This window comes from Halegenticoccus soli, from assembly GCF_002844195.1.
GTDB classification, from domain to species: Archaea; Halobacteriota; Halobacteria; order Halobacteriales; family Haloferacaceae; genus Halegenticoccus; species Halegenticoccus soli.
Genome location: NZ_PEND01000001.1, coordinates 896,851 through 910,500, shown reverse-complemented (window position 1 = coordinate 910,500; position 13,650 = coordinate 896,851). Strand labels below are relative to the sequence as shown.

19 protein-coding genes and 2 tRNA genes are annotated in these 13,650 nt (G+C 70.1%); 2 read left to right on the top strand and 19 right to left on the bottom strand.

Features of this window, described 5'->3' with window-relative positions; translation table 11 throughout:
* The 14 genes from CNO20_RS04720 to CNO20_RS04660 form a co-directional block, all read right to left on the bottom strand.
* Nucleotides 1-195 (bottom strand): DNA-directed RNA polymerase subunit N, encoded by a 195-nt coding sequence (locus tag CNO20_RS04720; protein WP_101294931.1) that lies wholly within the window; start codon nucleotides 193-195, stop codon nucleotides 1-3.
* A gap of 12 nt (nucleotides 196-207) precedes the next feature.
* The gene (locus tag CNO20_RS04715) at nucleotides 208-606 is read right to left on the bottom strand and encodes a 30S ribosomal protein S9 (protein ID WP_101294929.1); all 399 of its coding nucleotides are present in this window, start codon (nucleotides 604-606) and stop codon (nucleotides 208-210) included.
* Nucleotides 600-1,037, bottom strand: coding sequence for a 50S ribosomal protein L13 (locus tag CNO20_RS04710; RefSeq protein WP_101294928.1), 438 nt, complete (start codon nucleotides 1,035-1,037; stop codon nucleotides 600-602). Before CNO20_RS04710 ends, CNO20_RS04715 begins: the two co-directional genes overlap by 7 nt.
* Nucleotides 1,034-1,384, bottom strand: a complete 351-nt coding sequence (locus tag CNO20_RS04705) for a 50S ribosomal protein L18e (protein WP_101294925.1) — start codon at nucleotides 1,382-1,384, stop codon at nucleotides 1,034-1,036. The genes CNO20_RS04710 and CNO20_RS04705 overlap by 4 nt, the downstream gene beginning before the upstream one ends.
* 24 nt (nucleotides 1,385-1,408) lie before the next feature.
* Nucleotides 1,409-1,493 (bottom strand) — tRNA-Leu (locus CNO20_RS04700).
* Between the two features lie 175 nt (nucleotides 1,494-1,668).
* On the bottom strand, nucleotides 1,669-2,418 hold the full coding sequence (locus CNO20_RS04695; protein ID WP_101294924.1) for a DNA-directed RNA polymerase subunit D: 750 nt from the start codon (nucleotides 2,416-2,418) through the stop codon (nucleotides 1,669-1,671).
* A 3-nt stretch (nucleotides 2,419-2,421) separates the two neighbouring features.
* On the bottom strand, nucleotides 2,422-2,811 hold the full coding sequence (locus CNO20_RS04690) for a 30S ribosomal protein S11 (RefSeq protein WP_101294922.1): 390 nt from the start codon (nucleotides 2,809-2,811) through the stop codon (nucleotides 2,422-2,424).
* Between the two features lie 6 nt (nucleotides 2,812-2,817).
* A complete protein-coding gene (locus CNO20_RS04685; RefSeq protein ID WP_101294920.1) occupies nucleotides 2,818-3,345 on the bottom strand; it encodes a 30S ribosomal protein S4 in 528 nt (175 codons plus the stop codon).
* Nucleotides 3,342-3,857, bottom strand: coding sequence for a 30S ribosomal protein S13 (locus CNO20_RS04680; protein ID WP_101294918.1), 516 nt, complete (start codon nucleotides 3,855-3,857; stop codon nucleotides 3,342-3,344). Before CNO20_RS04680 ends, CNO20_RS04685 begins: the two co-directional genes overlap by 4 nt.
* A gap of 18 nt (nucleotides 3,858-3,875) precedes the next feature.
* Nucleotides 3,876-3,960, bottom strand: a tRNA-Ser gene (locus CNO20_RS04675).
* A 175-nt stretch (nucleotides 3,961-4,135) separates the two neighbouring features.
* A complete protein-coding gene (locus CNO20_RS04670) occupies nucleotides 4,136-4,972 on the bottom strand; it encodes a beta-keto acid cleavage family enzyme (protein WP_101294916.1) in 837 nt (278 codons plus the stop codon).
* Nucleotides 4,973-4,976: 4 nt separating this feature from the next.
* Entirely contained in the window at nucleotides 4,977-5,183 is a 207-nt protein-coding gene (locus CNO20_RS04665) for a hypothetical protein (RefSeq protein WP_101294914.1), read from the bottom strand.
* A gap of 47 nt (nucleotides 5,184-5,230) precedes the next feature.
* Nucleotides 5,231-5,359, bottom strand: coding sequence for a hypothetical protein (locus CNO20_RS24035; RefSeq protein WP_269844117.1), 129 nt, complete (start codon nucleotides 5,357-5,359; stop codon nucleotides 5,231-5,233).
* A gap of 39 nt (nucleotides 5,360-5,398) precedes the next feature.
* Nucleotides 5,399-6,028 (bottom strand): NAD(P)-dependent oxidoreductase, encoded by a 630-nt coding sequence (locus CNO20_RS04660; protein ID WP_101294912.1) that lies wholly within the window; start codon nucleotides 6,026-6,028, stop codon nucleotides 5,399-5,401.
* A 164-nt stretch (nucleotides 6,029-6,192) separates the two neighbouring features.
* Here CNO20_RS04660 and CNO20_RS04655 point away from each other — a divergent pair, with 164 nt between their 5' ends.
* Nucleotides 6,193-7,194, top strand: coding sequence for an ATP-binding cassette domain-containing protein (locus tag CNO20_RS04655; RefSeq protein WP_101294910.1), 1,002 nt, complete (start codon nucleotides 6,193-6,195; stop codon nucleotides 7,192-7,194).
* Entirely contained in the window at nucleotides 7,191-8,117 is a 927-nt protein-coding gene (locus tag CNO20_RS04650) for an ABC transporter permease (RefSeq protein WP_101294908.1), read from the top strand. The genes CNO20_RS04655 and CNO20_RS04650 overlap by 4 nt, the downstream gene beginning before the upstream one ends.
* A 6-nt stretch (nucleotides 8,118-8,123) precedes the next feature.
* Here CNO20_RS04650 and citE read toward each other — a convergent pair whose 3' ends face one another.
* From citE to glmS, 5 genes are read right to left on the bottom strand one after another with little or no spacing between them, the layout of a single operon-like run.
* Complete coding sequence (gene citE / locus CNO20_RS04645) at nucleotides 8,124-9,167, bottom strand: L-malyl-CoA/beta-methylmalyl-CoA lyase (RefSeq protein WP_101294906.1); 1,044 nt, start codon at nucleotides 9,165-9,167, stop codon at nucleotides 8,124-8,126.
* Between the two features lie 49 nt (nucleotides 9,168-9,216).
* On the bottom strand, nucleotides 9,217-10,368 hold the full coding sequence (mch, locus tag CNO20_RS04640; protein ID WP_101294904.1) for a 2-methylfumaryl-CoA hydratase: 1,152 nt from the start codon (nucleotides 10,366-10,368) through the stop codon (nucleotides 9,217-9,219).
* Complete coding sequence (locus tag CNO20_RS04635; RefSeq protein WP_101294902.1) at nucleotides 10,361-11,620, bottom strand: methylaspartate ammonia-lyase; 1,260 nt, start codon at nucleotides 11,618-11,620, stop codon at nucleotides 10,361-10,363. Before CNO20_RS04635 ends, mch begins: the two co-directional genes overlap by 8 nt.
* Nucleotides 11,617-13,053, bottom strand: a complete 1,437-nt coding sequence (locus tag CNO20_RS04630) for a methylaspartate mutase subunit E (RefSeq protein WP_101294901.1) — start codon at nucleotides 13,051-13,053, stop codon at nucleotides 11,617-11,619. The genes CNO20_RS04635 and CNO20_RS04630 overlap by 4 nt, the downstream gene beginning before the upstream one ends.
* The gene (gene glmS / locus CNO20_RS04625) at nucleotides 13,053-13,502 is read right to left on the bottom strand and encodes a methylaspartate mutase subunit S (RefSeq protein WP_101294899.1); all 450 of its coding nucleotides are present in this window, start codon (nucleotides 13,500-13,502) and stop codon (nucleotides 13,053-13,055) included. Before glmS ends, CNO20_RS04630 begins: the two co-directional genes overlap by 1 nt.
* Between the last annotated feature and the right edge of the window lie 148 nt (nucleotides 13,503-13,650).

Sequence of the window (13,650 nt, the reverse complement as noted above, 5' to 3'; positions counted from 1 at the left end):
TCACTGGTAGGGGGACACCACGTCGACGAGGTCCTTGTGCGACACCATCATCCGGCGGCAGCAGTAGCGGTTGACGCCGAGGTCGTCGAGCACCGCCTCCGGGTCCTCGTCGCCGTCTCGGGCGCGCGCTTTGAACTCCTCCCAGTGCTCCGCGACCACGTTGCCGCAGGTGAAACACCGGACGGGAATCATCATGACTGGATCACCTCAGCGGTAGGACTTCTGGTACCGCGCGCGGGCGCCGGGGCCGCCCCACTTCTTCGGCTCGGACTGCCGCACGTCGTTGACGAGCAGCGACCGGTCGAACTCCATGTACGCGTCGCGGAGCTCCGCGTCGTTGAGGTGCTGCACCAGCCCGCGGGCGATGGCCGTCCGGGCCGCGTCGGCCTGACCGCTGAAGCCGCCGCCGTCGACGCGCACGTCGACGTCGACCTTGTCGCGCAGGTCGTCGCCGGCGATGCGGAACGGCTCCAGCATCTTCAGCCGCGACAGCTCCGGTTCGACCAGCTCGACCGGCTGGGAGTTGATTCGGATGCGGCCGGCCCCGTCGCGAACGGTGGCGCGGGCGACGGCCGTCTTTTTCTTGCCGCTCGTGTTGGTTACCATGTGACGTTAGCACCCAGTTTCTCGCTGATCTCCCCGAGGGAGAGGAACCTGATGCTCGACAGCCGATCCAGCGACGTCCCCTCGAGCACTTCGCCGTCCTCGTCGAACGGGTTGCCGACGTAGACGCGGACGTTCTCGAACGCCTCGCGCCCGCGGGGCGTCTTGTACGGGAGCATCCCGCGGACGGCGCGCTTGAAGATGCCGTCCGGACGCTTCGGGTAGTACGGCCCCCGGTCCGACCCGAGCTCCGCGCGCTTGCGGTAGACGCCCATCACGTCGTCATCGCTCCCCGTGATGACCGCCCGCTCGGCGTTGATGACCGCCACGCGCTCGCCGTCGAGCGCGCGCTGGGCGACCTCGCTCGCGACGCGACCCATGATGCAGTCGCGGGCGTCGACGACGACGTCCGCGTCGAATTCGGCCAGGCTCATCGAATCACCCGCACGTTCGATCCGTCGGGATTCTGTTCGGCTAGCTGTTCCAGCGCCACCACCTCGCCGACCTGCTCGATCTTCTTCCGAGCGGTCTCGGAGAAGTCGACGGCGGCGACGGTGACGTTCTTCTGCAGCACACCGCTCCCCAGCACCTTGCCGGGGACGATCACGGTTTCGTCCTCCCTGGCGTACCGTTCGATACGGCCGAGGTTGACTTCCGCGTGGGTGCGCCGGGGCTTTTCGAGGCGGTTCGCTACGTCCTGCCAGACGCCGGCACCGGACTCGCGCGAGGCCGCCTTCAGCTCGGCGATGAGACTGTTGAGTCTCGGATTCGTCTTACTCATGATGTGACCTCCTGAAAAAGGGAGTGCAGGGAGCAGGATTTGAACCTGCGGACTCCTATGAGACAGCGCCCTGAACGCTGCGCCGTTGGCCAAACTTGGCTATCCCTGCACGCACGTTGCTGTACCGCCCGCCCCTTCAAACCACTTTCGGTCCGACCGCGATCGACGGCCGCCGCGCCAGCTCTCGCCGGCGTTCGCGGGGCGGCCGCCCGGCCGAAGCCGGGCACCGCCGCTCGCGGCGCGGGCGAACGTCGGAGGGTCGGTGAAGGGGTCATGGGTGCGGTTCAGACGCGTACTTTCTCTTCCAGTTCCGCCGCGCGCAGATCGAGCGACTCGATCGCGCGCAGGACCAGTTCGTCGACGCTGAACGACCCGTCCGTCTCCACGTGGAAGACGAACGCGCCGGGCACGTCGTGCACTTCGACCTCCTTGCCGGGGTATCGCTGCGTGAGGTCGTTGCCGAACTCGTCCGCGTTGACGAGTTCGCCGTCCTCGGTCTCGATGACCCCGCGGAGGATGTTCGGTTCCTGCTCTTCGAACTCGCCGGCGTCGCCGACGACTTCGACCCGCTGGAGGTGGCGGTAGCCGACCGCGACCCCGCCCTGGTGTTTGGCGTGGGTCTTTCCGGAGTCGAGCACCGCGTCGGCCTCGAACTCGAGGCGCTGTCCCTGTTTTAGCTCGATGATGGGGACGTTCTCGTCGGCGGGCTGGACCTCCGGGACCGACGACTGGATGTCGCCGGAGTACGCCGTGGCCGGCCCTTCGACATCGAGCGCGAGCGTGACCGTCTCGCCCACCTCGAAGTCGTCGAGGGGCGTCGTCAGGGGGATGAGCCCCAGCCGCAGCGCGATCATCTCGTCGAACATCACCGACGTGTTCTCGATGAACCGGACGGTGTCGATCGACAGCGTCGGCACGTCGGCGATCATCGCCCGCCGGATGCCGTTGGCGAACGCCGGGGTCAGCCCCCGGACGAGAAAGCGGGCGCTCCGGTCGCCGCGTTCGATGAACTCGACGTCGAATTCTTCCGCCATGGTCTACAGTCGCTTGTTCTTGGGGGCGCGGGTCCCGTCGTGCGGGATCGGCGTCACGTCCTCGATGCGGCCGATCTCGATGCCGGCGCGGGCCAGCGCGCGGATCGTCGCCTGCGCGCCCGGCCCCGGACTCTTGTTGCCGTTGCCGCCCGGCCCGCGGACGCGGACGTGCAGCCCCGTGATGCCGGCGGCCTTCACTTCCTCCGCGATCGAGTCCGCCATCTGCATCGCCGCGTACGGCGACGCCTCGTCACGGTTCTGCTTGACGACCGACCCGCCGGAGGACTTCGCGATCGTCTCGGCGCCGGTCTGGTCCGTGACCGTGATGAGCGTGTTGTTGAACGATGCGTGGACGTGGGCGATTCCCCACTTTCCGTCTTCGGATTCGCTCATTGGTGGTTACTCCTGCGCCTCCGCGCGTTCGGGGTGCAGTTCGTCCGCGAGCGGGCTGTTCTCGTCGAAGCTCACGGTGTTCTCCTCGTCTACCTCGACCTTCTTCGACGGGACTGTCACCCGGGCGCCGTCGACGGTGACGTGCCCGTGGGTGATGAACTGGCGCGCCTGTTTGGGCGTGTTCGCCAGCCCCTTCCGGTAGGCGACGGTCTGGAGGCGGCGCTCCAGCAGGTCCGTCACGTCGAGCGACAGGATCTCGCTGATGTCGTCGTCCTCGTCGAGGATGCCGATGCGCCGCAGCTTGGCGAGGAAGTCCGCGCCGGCGGCCGCCGCGGCCTCGGTGTCCCCCTGGGCGTTCCCGAGCAGGCGTCGGGCCTCGCGGCGGAAGTTGCGCAGCTGCGACTGCGCGCGCCACAGCTCCTCCTTGTTCTTGAGGCCGTAGCGGTCGAGGAGATCCGCCTCCTGGGCGATGCGCTCGCCCTGGAAGGGGTGGTTCGGGGTCTCGTAGAACTTGGTGTTGTGCCCCGTCGTCATTCGTCCTCACCGCCCTCGGCGGCCTCCTCCTTGATCGCCTCGACGTTGACGCCGATGGTCCCCTCGCTGCGCCCGGTGGACTTCGTGCGCTGCCCGCGGACCTTCTGGCCGCGCTTGTGTCGGACGCCCTTGTAGGAGTTGATCATCTGCATCCGGTTTATGTCCTGCCGGCGCGTCTGTTCGAGGTCGCTGCCGATCTCGTGGCTCGTGTCGCCGGTGTAGAAGTCGTTCCGGCGGTTGATGAGCCACTCCGGGGCGTGGTCGTCGAGGTTCTCGACGACGTCGACGACGGCGTCGATCTCCTCGTCGGAGAGGCGACCGAACGTCGCGGTTCGGTCCACGCCCGCGGTGTCGGCAACGATGCGCGCCGTGCGCTTGCCGATACCCTTCATGTCTGTGAGACTGCGCTCGACCGACTTCGTCCCATCGAGGTCCGTCGTCCCGATGCGGACGAAGTAGCGGAGGTCCTCGTCCTCCTCCGGCGAGCCGTCCTGTGGTTCTTCTGAACTCATGGCTGAATGGTGTGAAAGCGTTGCGGCGGGGATTCGAACCCCGGAGGCTTGACGCCACTGAGTTAGCAACCCAGCGCCTTGGGCCAGGCTTGGCTACCGCAACACTGCTTGCACATCGTCGCCCTTCCGGACTCGGGACCCGTCGCCCCTACAGTGTACGCATTCGATCTAACACAGGTTGCCTACTTAAGCGTCACGAAAACGCCGCCCGCGCGGGTTTCCGACTGCGGATCCGGCTTACGAAACGGGCGGGTCGGGCCGGCTCGCCGGAATCCGTGTCAGATTTTGATGATCTCTCGCGCCTCCGCCGGCGACGCGACCGGCCGTCCGAGCGTCTCGGCGATCCGAACCGCGCGCTCGACCAGCTGCGCGTTGCTCTCGGCCAGTTCGCCCCGTCGGTAGTAGAGGTTGTCCTCCAGGCCCACGCGGACGTGCCCCCCGAGGAGCACGGACAGCGTCGTCAGCGGGAGCTGGTGCCGGCCGAACCCGAGGACGTTGAACTCCGCGCCGGCCGGGAGCGACTCGACGAGGGTCAGGAGGGATCGAGGGTGCGGAAGCGACAGCGTTCCCGGCCCGAAGATGAGGTTGAGGTACGGCGGCTCCGCCAGGTCGTCGACGATCCGGAGCGCCTCGTTCAGGTGGCCGTCGTTGAACACCTCCAGCTCGGGTTTGATACCCCGCTCGCGCATCTCGCCGCGCAGGGTCCGGACCGTCGCCCGCGTGTTCTCGCTCGTCAGCCGGTCGTACCGGTTCAGCGGCCCCATGTCGAGCGACGCCGTCTCGGGGGCCGGATCGGTCCGGAGGGGCTGGGCCCGGAGGTCGGTCGGGACGCCGGTCCCGCCGGTCGAGTGCTGGACGATCACGTCGTCCGCCCGCTCGCGGACCGCGTCGGTCACCGCCTGGAACCGTTCGGCGTCGAACGCCCGCTCGCCGTTGTCCCGACGGGCGTGGAGGTGGACGATGCTCGCCCCCGCGGCCTCGCAGGCGGCCGCGGCGTCGCCGATCTCCGCCGGCGTCTCGGGGAGGTTCGGGTGCGCCTCCTTGCCGTGAACGCCGCCGGTGAGCGCGGCGGTGACGATCACCGGCTTCCCGTCGAGGTAGTCGTCGTAGGCCATCGGGTCAGTCCCGTCCCGCGTCGGTCCCCGCTTCGGCTTCGAGGAAGATCTCGCAGTCGGTCGCGTGGCCCAGGCCGTACCGATCGTTGCAGACGTCCGCCCGCATCGGCTGGACGAACGCCTCGGCGGCGGTGCAGTACGCCCGCTCCGTCTCGAATCGCTTTCCCCCGCTCTCGCGGCGATACTCCAGGTAGGGACACCGGTCGGCCATGGTACTGCTGCGCACGCGATCCGCATGAAGCCCCGGTAACCCCCGCGTCACCGGTCGTCGCACCGATCGCGGCTCCGCCCGTCCCGCCCGGAGATCCACGTCTCGCGGTAGTCGGCGGCGAAGGCGCGCAACGAGGTCGGCGGCCGGCCGAGCGCGCGCTCCGCGTCCGCGGTCACCCGGTCGCGCCGATCACGAGTACGCGTCTCCCGGTCATCTCAGCGCGCGACCATCGGCATCTCGCCGACCCACTCGTCGCTTCGGATCTGTCCGAGCATGAAGTCGGCCGCGTCGGCGCGGGACACCGTCGCGCGCGGCCCGAGCTTCAGGTAGCCGACGCGGTAGTCGCCCGTGTGTTCGCCGTCGGTGAGCCGCGGGGCGCGGACGACGACCCACTCCAGGTCGCTGTCGGCGACCCGCCGGACGTACCGCTTCGAATCCGCCAGCAGGTCGCCGGGGACGAGCTTCATCAGCCCCGTCATCGCCCGACCGCCGAGCGACGAGGGGCCCTTGTTCGTGCGCACCGCCGCGCCCGAGAGGACGATCAGCCGCGGAACGCCGCGTTCCTCCATCGCTTCGACGACGTTGTCCGCCGCGACCGCGAGCACGTCGTTCGGCGACCCCTTCGCGTGCCCGAGCGCGCTGAGCACCGCGTCAGCCCCGTCGACCGCCCGATCGACCGCGTCGGGGTCGAGCACGTCGCCCCGGACGACGGCGAGTCGCTCGCGTTCGGCGTCGAACGCCGCGGGATCCCGGACGAACGCCGTCACGTGGTGGCCGGCGGCGAGCGCCTGTTCGACGAGCGCGCGGCCCGTCCGGCCGCTCGCGCCGAAGATCGTGAGTCTCATCGGTACCTCTACGACCCGCCGGGGGATAAGCCGTCCACCGAGAGGGTTCGAGAGGAACGGTCGATTCCGGGTGGGGCCTCGGGTCCCGGAGCGACTTCCGCCTCGCCTGGTAACTTCGAACTCGCGCAGCGAGCCGTTATTGCGTCCCAGCCCCTGGATACGGCGTGAACGCGATAGACGCGACGGGGCTCGAACTCACCTACGCGGACGGCACGGAGGCGGTCCGCGGCGTCGATCTCACGGTCCCCGAGGGGGCGTTCTTCGGCTTTCTCGGCCCCAACGGCGCGGGCAAGACAACGACGATCAAGGCCCTCGCGACGCTGCTTCGCCCGACCGGCGGCCGGGTCGCGGTGAACGGATTCGACGCCGTCGCGAACCCCCGGGCGGTCAGACGGTCGATCGGCTACATGGCCCAGGAGACGAGCGTCGACCCCGAACTCACCGCGCGGGAGAACGTGAAGTTCGCGTGCGAGGCCTACGGGGTGCCGCGGGCGGAGCGGCGCTCGCGGATCGACGACCTGCTCGACCTGGTCGACCTCGCCGACGCGGGCGGCAAGCCCGCGAAGGCGTTCTCCGGCGGGATGAAAAAGCGCCTGGACGTGGCGACCGCCCTCGTCCACCGCCCGCCGATCGTCTTCCTCGACGAGCCGACCACCGGCCTCGACCCGAAGGCGCGGAACCGCCTCTGGGAGTACTTCCGCGAGATAAACGCGCGGGGGACGACCGTCTTCCTCACGACGCAGTACCTGGCGGAGGCGGACGCGCTGTGCTCGGAGATCTCGGTCATCCTGAACGGCGAGATCGTCGCGTCGGGGTCGCCTGAGGAGCTGAAGCGGCGGGTCGGCGGCGACGTCCTGGAGATCGAACTGGATCCGGCCGCGTCCGCGGACGCCGACCGCGCGGCGGAGATCGCCCGACGGTCCGGGCTGTTCGACGGGAACGCCGCCGTCGTCGCCACCGAGTCGGGCCTGAGCGTCACCTCGGCGGAGGCGAAGCGGTTCGGCACGGACCTCCTCGTCGCGCTCCGGGACGCGGGCGTCGTCGTCACCGGATTCAACGTCCGCTCCCCGACGCTCGACGACGTGTTCCTCGCCGTCACGGGGGAGGCGGAGCCCGAGACCGCGGAGCCGGAGGCCGAGGGTGACTCGCGGGGGAGGGGCCGATGAGCCGCGGAGGCGACGGAGAGGGCGGAGAGAACGGAAAGCGCGGCGAGGGCAGAGAGAACAGACGGGACGGAGAGGCCGGAATCGGCGACGCCGGTCGTCTCCGGAGCGCCGTCGCGTCGCCGCGAGGGTCCGCACCCGGAAACGGGTTCCTCGGCGACGTGTGGACCAACTTCAAGCGGTGGAACCTGAAGGCGGTCAGGAACCCGTTCGTGCTCGTCGTCTCGCTGCTCAACCCGGTGATCTTCCTCGTGCTCTTCACCGAGGTGTTCGGCCAGGTCGCGACCGGCGCGATCGGCGGCGGGGGCGTCGACTACGTGAGCTTCCTGATGCCGGCGATCGTGATCCAGGTGGCGCTCGTCGCCGCCGCGACCTCCGGCATCGGGCTCGTCCAGGACATCGAGGACGGGATGTTCGAGAAGGTGCTCGTCTCGCCGATGAGCCGGGTCGGCGTCTTCGCCGGCAAGACGCTGTCGGAGGTGCTTCGGATCTCGGTGCAGGCGACGCTCATCCTCGGCCTCGGGACGCTGCTCGGCGCGCGCATCGCCACCGGCCTTCCCGGCGCGATCGCCATCGTCGGCATCGCCATCGTCTTCTCCGTGTGGTTCACGGCCTTCTCGAACGTCGTCGCCATCAAGACGCGGAACAGCGAGGCGACGATCATCGCCGCGAACGTCCTCCAGCTCCCGCTTTTGTTCGTCAGCTCGGCGTTCCTCCCGGTCGAGATCCTGCCGGGGTGGATCCGGGCGATAAGCGGCGTCAACCCGATCACGTACGGCGTCGACGCCGCGCGGGCGCTGGTTCTCGACGGCTGGGCCTGGGAGACGATCCTGCCCTCGCTCGCCGTCCTCCTCGCGCTCGACCTCGCGTTCGCCTCAATCGCGGTGTACTACCTCGACCGCGCGTCGAGCGCGACGGTGGACTGAGGAATCTCAGGCCTCGAGCGCCCGCGCCCGGTCGAGCAGGTCAGGGTCGTACGCCTCCGTCGCCTGCTCGGGCGCGGCGCGCTCGATGGCGAGCGCCGTCTCGACCGTGTTTCTGAAGTTCTTGTAGGTCGCCTCGTCGACCATCTGGCCGTCGACGGTCACCGCGCCCGTCCCGGCCGACCTCGCGGCCTCGAACTCCTCGATCCGCCGGACGTCGCGGGCGAGCTCGTCCGGGCTCGGCATGTGGATCCGGTTCGCCTGCGCCGTCTGCTGGGGGTGCAGCGACCAGCTTCCGTCGAGGCCGACCCGCGCCTCCCGCTCCACCTGATCGGCGTAGGCGTCGCCGTTGTAGAAGCGAACGCCCGCGCGCTCGCGGAACAGCCGGTCGAACGGCCCGCCGACGGCGACGAGGCCGTTCGCGCTCGCCTCGTTCGAGAGGGCGGCGAGGAGGGCGTCCCACCCCGGCCCGACGCCGCCCATCTCCCGGCCGCCCAGCTCGGCCGTGTAGTCGACCGGGCCGAAGATCAGCCCCTCCAGCCGAGAACCCGATTTTGCGCCGGAGGCGGCGATCTCCCGGAGGTCGGAGACCGCCCGCGCGGTCTCGACGATGACGCTCAATCCGATCGACCCCTCCGGGTGGCCGTACTCCCGCTCGGCGTCCGCGACGACGCGCTCTGTGCGCTCCACGTCCGCCAGGCGGCCGACCTTCGGGACGACCACGCCGTCTATGTGCTCGCCGACCTCGCGGACGAGCGTCTCGATCTGCTCGCGGCCGCGCTCGCGGAAGGAGTCGTCGTCGTAGCTCCACTCGACGCGGGGCCAGATCTCGCCGGCGAACTCGGCCTCCGGCAGGCGGTCGACCACGTTTTCGAGCGCCCGCGCCTTCATGTCGGGGGCGGTGCCGTCCTCGATGTCCGGCACGAGCCAGTCGGGCTTCGCGAACCCCTCGCTTCCGAGGCCCGAGTCGAGGTACTTCGCCGTGTTCTCCTTCGGAACGGCGGCCGGTGCGGTCTGGAACGTGCGGCAGAGCCGCGGCGTCTGCGTCGTCATGGTTTCTGCGTTTGGTGTCCGCGTTTCTGCGTTTCGCGGCGGTTCGCGGTCACCGCCGTCGGACGAGCGCGGTCCTCGTCCCCGAGTAGACCGGTTCGTCGCGCTGGTTGATAGCGTAGTGCTCGAAGGTGACCCGCCCGACCTCGTCGCCCACCGCGGCCGGGAGCGCCGCCGCGGGGCCGTCTTCGACGTTTCGGATTGGGTCGGCCGAGCGGACGCGGGTGAACCCGTAGATCGTGTCCCCGCTCGTCACGAAGCCGTGGAAGCGCTCGTCGTCGCACCCGACCTCGCGGTACGTCGCCTCGTCGGACCGCGCGTGGCCGAGCGCGACGGAGCGCGTCACGTCGCCGTAGGCGACGATCCCGCCGGACGGCGAGTCGGCCATCGCGTCGGCGTTGTGGTGCTGCTTCGCGGTGTTGAGCGTCCGCAGCGGCAACACCGCCGTGAGGAAGTCGTCGATCGTGCGCCCCCGCTCGTGCCGGTAGGCGACGGCGGCGTCCCGGCCCTCGGCGCGGTCGAGCGCGTCGCGGAAGTCCTCGAAGTGCGGCCCCTCGGGCGAGAGCAGTTCCGCCGGGAGGTCCGGATCGGCGCTCGCCCCCGGATCGCTCCGTGAGGACCCTTCGCTCCGTGACGATCCCTCACCTCGCGGTTCCCCGCCTCGCGACGACTCTCCGCCGTCCGTCTCGACGGGCTTCCGGCGCGGCACCATGTTCGTCCGGGTGTACGAGCACAGCGGCTCGCCGTCGGCGGCGTCGAACCCCGTCGTCTCCCACGTGACGATGCCGTAGGCGGGGCGAGACGAGGAGGGCCGCTTTTCGAGCACCGTCGACTCGACGCGGAGGTCCGTGCCGGGGTACACCGCGTCGCGGTGGAACCTGACGCCCGTCCGACCGAGGAAGTAGCCGCCCTTCTCGCTCAGGTCCTCGACGCTCGGCCCCATCGTGCAGGCGAGCAGGTAGTCGGGGTGGATCGGCGGCCGCTCGAAGCCGCGGTCCGCGGCCGCGTCGGGCCGCCAGTACGCCGGGTCGTGGTTGAGCGTCCCGCTCGTCCACAGGTCGTTCCCGTCGCGGGTGAGCCGGAGGCCGGGCGCGTGCTCGATCGTCTCCCCCTCGGCGAACTCCTCGAAGTAGGTCCCCTTTTCGAGGGTGTCGGCGCGGCCGAGCGCGCCGGCCATCCCGTCGAGCCACGGATCGTCAGTCATCGGCGGGCACCTCCCGCCGGCCGGCGGCCTCGCGGCGGGCGAGCGTCCGCCGCATCTCGTTCGTCACGATCATGAACCCCTCGTCGAACCCCATCCCGGGCTTGGCCAGCACCTGCGCCGCGTCGGTGGCGAGCGCGACGTGCGCGCAGGCCCGCGCGGAGATGTCCGTCTCGTTGCACGTGCCGCCGAGGTACGCCCGCGTGTCGGTCCCCCGGCACGCGAGCACCGCCACCGCGCTCCGGTGGATCCCGCCGAGGTCGGGCGTCTTCACCTGCACGAGGTCCGCCGCGCCGGCGTCGACGAACGCCCGCACGTCGCCGAGGGTGTTGCACCACTCGTCGGCGACGACGTCGACCGCGACGCCCGCGTCGCGCAGCCCCTCCCGGAGTTCGGCCATCGCGCGGATCTGCTTCCCGCGGCCGCCCGCGTCCATCGGCCCCTCGACCTGGAGGGGGTACGGCGCGGCCGCGTCGCGGAGGTCGGCGAAGTAGTCCGTCACCGCGGGCCGGTCGTACGGCGGGCCGAACAGCTCGCCGAGGAGGCCGTACACGTCGACGTGGAAGCGCGGTTCGTACCCGTCTCTCCGGTCGGCCCGCTCCGCGAGCCACGACAGGTAGGCGACAAGCTTTCCGCCGTCCTCGCCGACCTTCTCGACGCTGTTGAACAGCCCGTGCGGGAGCACCGGGACGCGCTTTATGAGCATCTTCTCGGCGTTCGCCCGCCGCTCGTCTCCGGACTGGCCGAACACCGGAACCGGCTCGGTCGCCGGCGTCGCGTCGCACGCTTCGGCGAGCACGTCCGTCATCGTCGTCCCCCCGGCGCGCGCCGCCGCGTCGAGGAGCGCCTGCGAGACGCCGTAGCGGATCGCGGTGTGGAGGCTGTCGCCGGCGGGTTCGAGCCCCTCGACGACGGCGGCGTTGTCGGCGAACGCGCGCGGGTCGCGGCCGACCAGCGCCTCCGCGACCGGCCCATCGATCACCGACCGGTACTCGCCGGCCCGGAACAGCGGATCCCGCCCGCCGGCCCCCGAGTACTGGACGGCCGCGCAGTCGCCGACCGCGACCGCTCCCGACGAGAGTTCCAGCTCGACGGACAGGGCCTCGCCGGCCTCGCGAACCCGTCGGAAGCCGGGCGTCCGTGGGGGGCCGCGGTAGTCGAAGCCGTCCCGCTCCGCGCCCGACTTGATGGCGCGCTGGTCGTCGAAGTAAAAGCCCGCGACGGTCGGCACCGCGCGGACCGCCTCGATCCTCACGATTCGCCCTCCCGGGGGCGGCCGATGAGCCGCCCCTCGCTGATGGCGTCCACGTCGTCCGCGACCATGCGGAACGAGCACGGGCGCTGTTCGGTGGTGGCCCGCTCGTCCAGCCGGGCCGCGTGCGTCTCCCTGATGTCGTCGGAGAGCGCGAGATCGCCGAATTCGAGGATCCGCACCCGGCCGTCGTCGTCGCGGGCGGGCAGCACCGCGCCCTTCGCGCTCTCGCTCGGGGCGAACGGCACGTCCAGCGCGCCCGCCTCGAACGCGCGGACCGTCCCGGCGGCGACATCGCCGTCGCCGCGTTCGAGCACCGCGTCCACGAGGCAGCGGGTCGATCGTTCGATGAACGCCTGTTCGTCGTCAACTCCGTCGAGGGTGATCTCCTGTTCTGCGAGCATGTCGATGAGCTGTCGCGTGGTGCGGAGGCCGGCGGCGTTGGCCTCCATCGTGGGAACGCCGCGGAACTCCTGCGGCGACTTCGTGATGACCTTGTCGGGCTCTGCGACCGCCGCCGTCGCGCCGCCGAGGCCGATGACGCCGTTCGCGCGGGCCTCGTCCGGCGGGAAGCCGCCCATCCACTCGTGAAAGACCGTCGTGACCGCCACCTCGTCGGGCAGGTACTCCTCGCCGAGCGCCCGGAGCGCGCGCAGCGCCGCCACGTCCTGGACGAGATTGCCGACCTGGCCGTAGCCGAGAGTGACGCTTCGAACGCCCTGGGTGGCGGCGAGCAGCCCCTCGATCAGCATGACCGCGATGGCGATGCAGGGCGGCACGAGCGTCCCGGTGAGCGGGCCGAACGGCTCGCGGTTGATCCGGACGCCGAACTCGGTGTACAGCCCCGCGAGGCGGTCGACGAACTGCCAGTGCTCGATCGTCTCCGCGAGGTCGCGCCGCTTCGTGTACGGGATGTTGTACGACACCGGCCCGCCCTCGAACGACTGGAACCCGCCGGCGAACGTCACCATCGCGAGCAGGCGGGCGTCGGGCGTGCCGTGGCGGACCTCGACGGGACCGTCGATCCGCTCTATCAGCTCCCGGCAGCCGTCGACGCCGTGGTTGACCGCCGGAAAGCCGTTGAGCGTGTCCTCGCCCGTCTCGCGGGCCTCCTCCAGCCCCTCCTGGGCCTTCGCGTACTCGTTGTCGCGGGTGTAGGAGTCGATTGTCGTCGGCAGCAGGTCGGCGCGGCCGTCCTCCAGGAGGTGCGTCAGGAGGCGGACCTGGTCGTCGAGCCGCGGAACGCCCGCGCGGGGCTGCAGCAGCGGTCGATCGGCGGATTCGAGCACCTCGGCGAACCGCTTCGACGGCGGAAGCGCCTCGTGGTACTCGACGGACTCCCGGAAGTCGACCGCCTCGGCGGTCGGCCAGTCGCCCCTGAGATCGTCGGCGACGCGCCGCAGCTCCGACTCGGAGAGCTTCTCGTCTCGGACCATCACGTCCTGGCCCTGACCGGGTCGCGCTCCGACTCCGTCGGCGGGATTTCGAGGTCGACCCGGAGCGCCTCGATGGCCTCCTCCGGCTCGGTCTCCGAGTCGAACACCCGCGTGAAGCCCATCGCCTCGAAGCGCTCGCGGGTCTCCTCGGGGTCGTCCTGTCCGACGGCGAGGTTGCCCCCGATGTACGTCGTCAGGTCGCCGAGACCCGCCTCGGCGAGCCGCTCGTGGAACCCGCGGCAGTCCTGCGCGGCGTGTCCGTAGAGCGAGGAGACCAGGACCGCCTCCGCGTCGCGTGCGAGCGCCGCCTCTACGAACTCCTCCTGGGAGGTCTGCACGCCGAGGTTCACCACGTCGAACCCGGCCGCGTCGAACGCCTGTTCCAGAATCGTGATCCCGACCACGTGCGCGTCGGAACCGATGACGCCGAGGATGACTGTTCGCGGCATTCATCATGAACAACCGTGATGTTAGAAATAAACCTAACGATTTTTCATGATAATATTCCTAAAACACCTTCGAGAGGCGGTGTGACACATCGACGCATTCTACATGATCAATAGGGAAGGTTTTTGGTACTCATGGCCGACGCCGATC

Coding starts and splice junctions, on each gene's coding strand:
- CNO20_RS04720 (WP_101294931.1), bottom strand. CDS start 195: ATGATGATTCCCGTCCGGTGTTTCACCTGCGGCAACGTGGTCGCGGAG.
- CNO20_RS04715 (WP_101294929.1), bottom strand. CDS start 606: ATGGTAACCAACACGAGCGGCAAGAAAAAGACGGCCGTCGCCCGCGCC.
- CNO20_RS04710 (WP_101294928.1), bottom strand. CDS start 1,037: ATGAGCCTGGCCGAATTCGACGCGGACGTCGTCGTCGACGCCCGCGAC.
- CNO20_RS04705 (WP_101294925.1), bottom strand. CDS start 1,384: ATGAGTAAGACGAATCCGAGACTCAACAGTCTCATCGCCGAGCTGAAG.
- CNO20_RS04695 (WP_101294924.1), bottom strand. CDS start 2,418: ATGGCGGAAGAATTCGACGTCGAGTTCATCGAACGCGGCGACCGGAGC.
- CNO20_RS04690 (WP_101294922.1), bottom strand. CDS start 2,811: ATGAGCGAATCCGAAGACGGAAAGTGGGGAATCGCCCACGTCCACGCA.
- CNO20_RS04685 (WP_101294920.1), bottom strand. CDS start 3,345: ATGACGACGGGGCACAACACCAAGTTCTACGAGACCCCGAACCACCCC.
- CNO20_RS04680 (WP_101294918.1), bottom strand. CDS start 3,857: ATGAGTTCAGAAGAACCACAGGACGGCTCGCCGGAGGAGGACGAGGAC.
- CNO20_RS04670 (WP_101294916.1), bottom strand. CDS start 4,972: ATGGCCTACGACGACTACCTCGACGGGAAGCCGGTGATCGTCACCGCC.
- CNO20_RS04665 (WP_101294914.1), bottom strand. CDS start 5,183: ATGGCCGACCGGTGTCCCTACCTGGAGTATCGCCGCGAGAGCGGGGGA.
- CNO20_RS04660 (WP_101294912.1), bottom strand. CDS start 6,028: ATGAGACTCACGATCTTCGGCGCGAGCGGCCGGACGGGCCGCGCGCTC.
- CNO20_RS04650 (WP_101294908.1), top strand. CDS start 7,191: ATGAGCCGCGGAGGCGACGGAGAGGGCGGAGAGAACGGAAAGCGCGGC.
- citE (WP_101294906.1), bottom strand. CDS start 9,167: ATGACGACGCAGACGCCGCGGCTCTGCCGCACGTTCCAGACCGCACCG.
- mch (WP_101294904.1), bottom strand. CDS start 10,368: ATGACTGACGATCCGTGGCTCGACGGGATGGCCGGCGCGCTCGGCCGC.
- CNO20_RS04630 (WP_101294901.1), bottom strand. CDS start 13,053: ATGGTCCGAGACGAGAAGCTCTCCGAGTCGGAGCTGCGGCGCGTCGCC.
- glmS (WP_101294899.1), bottom strand. CDS start 13,502: ATGCCGCGAACAGTCATCCTCGGCGTCATCGGTTCCGACGCGCACGTG.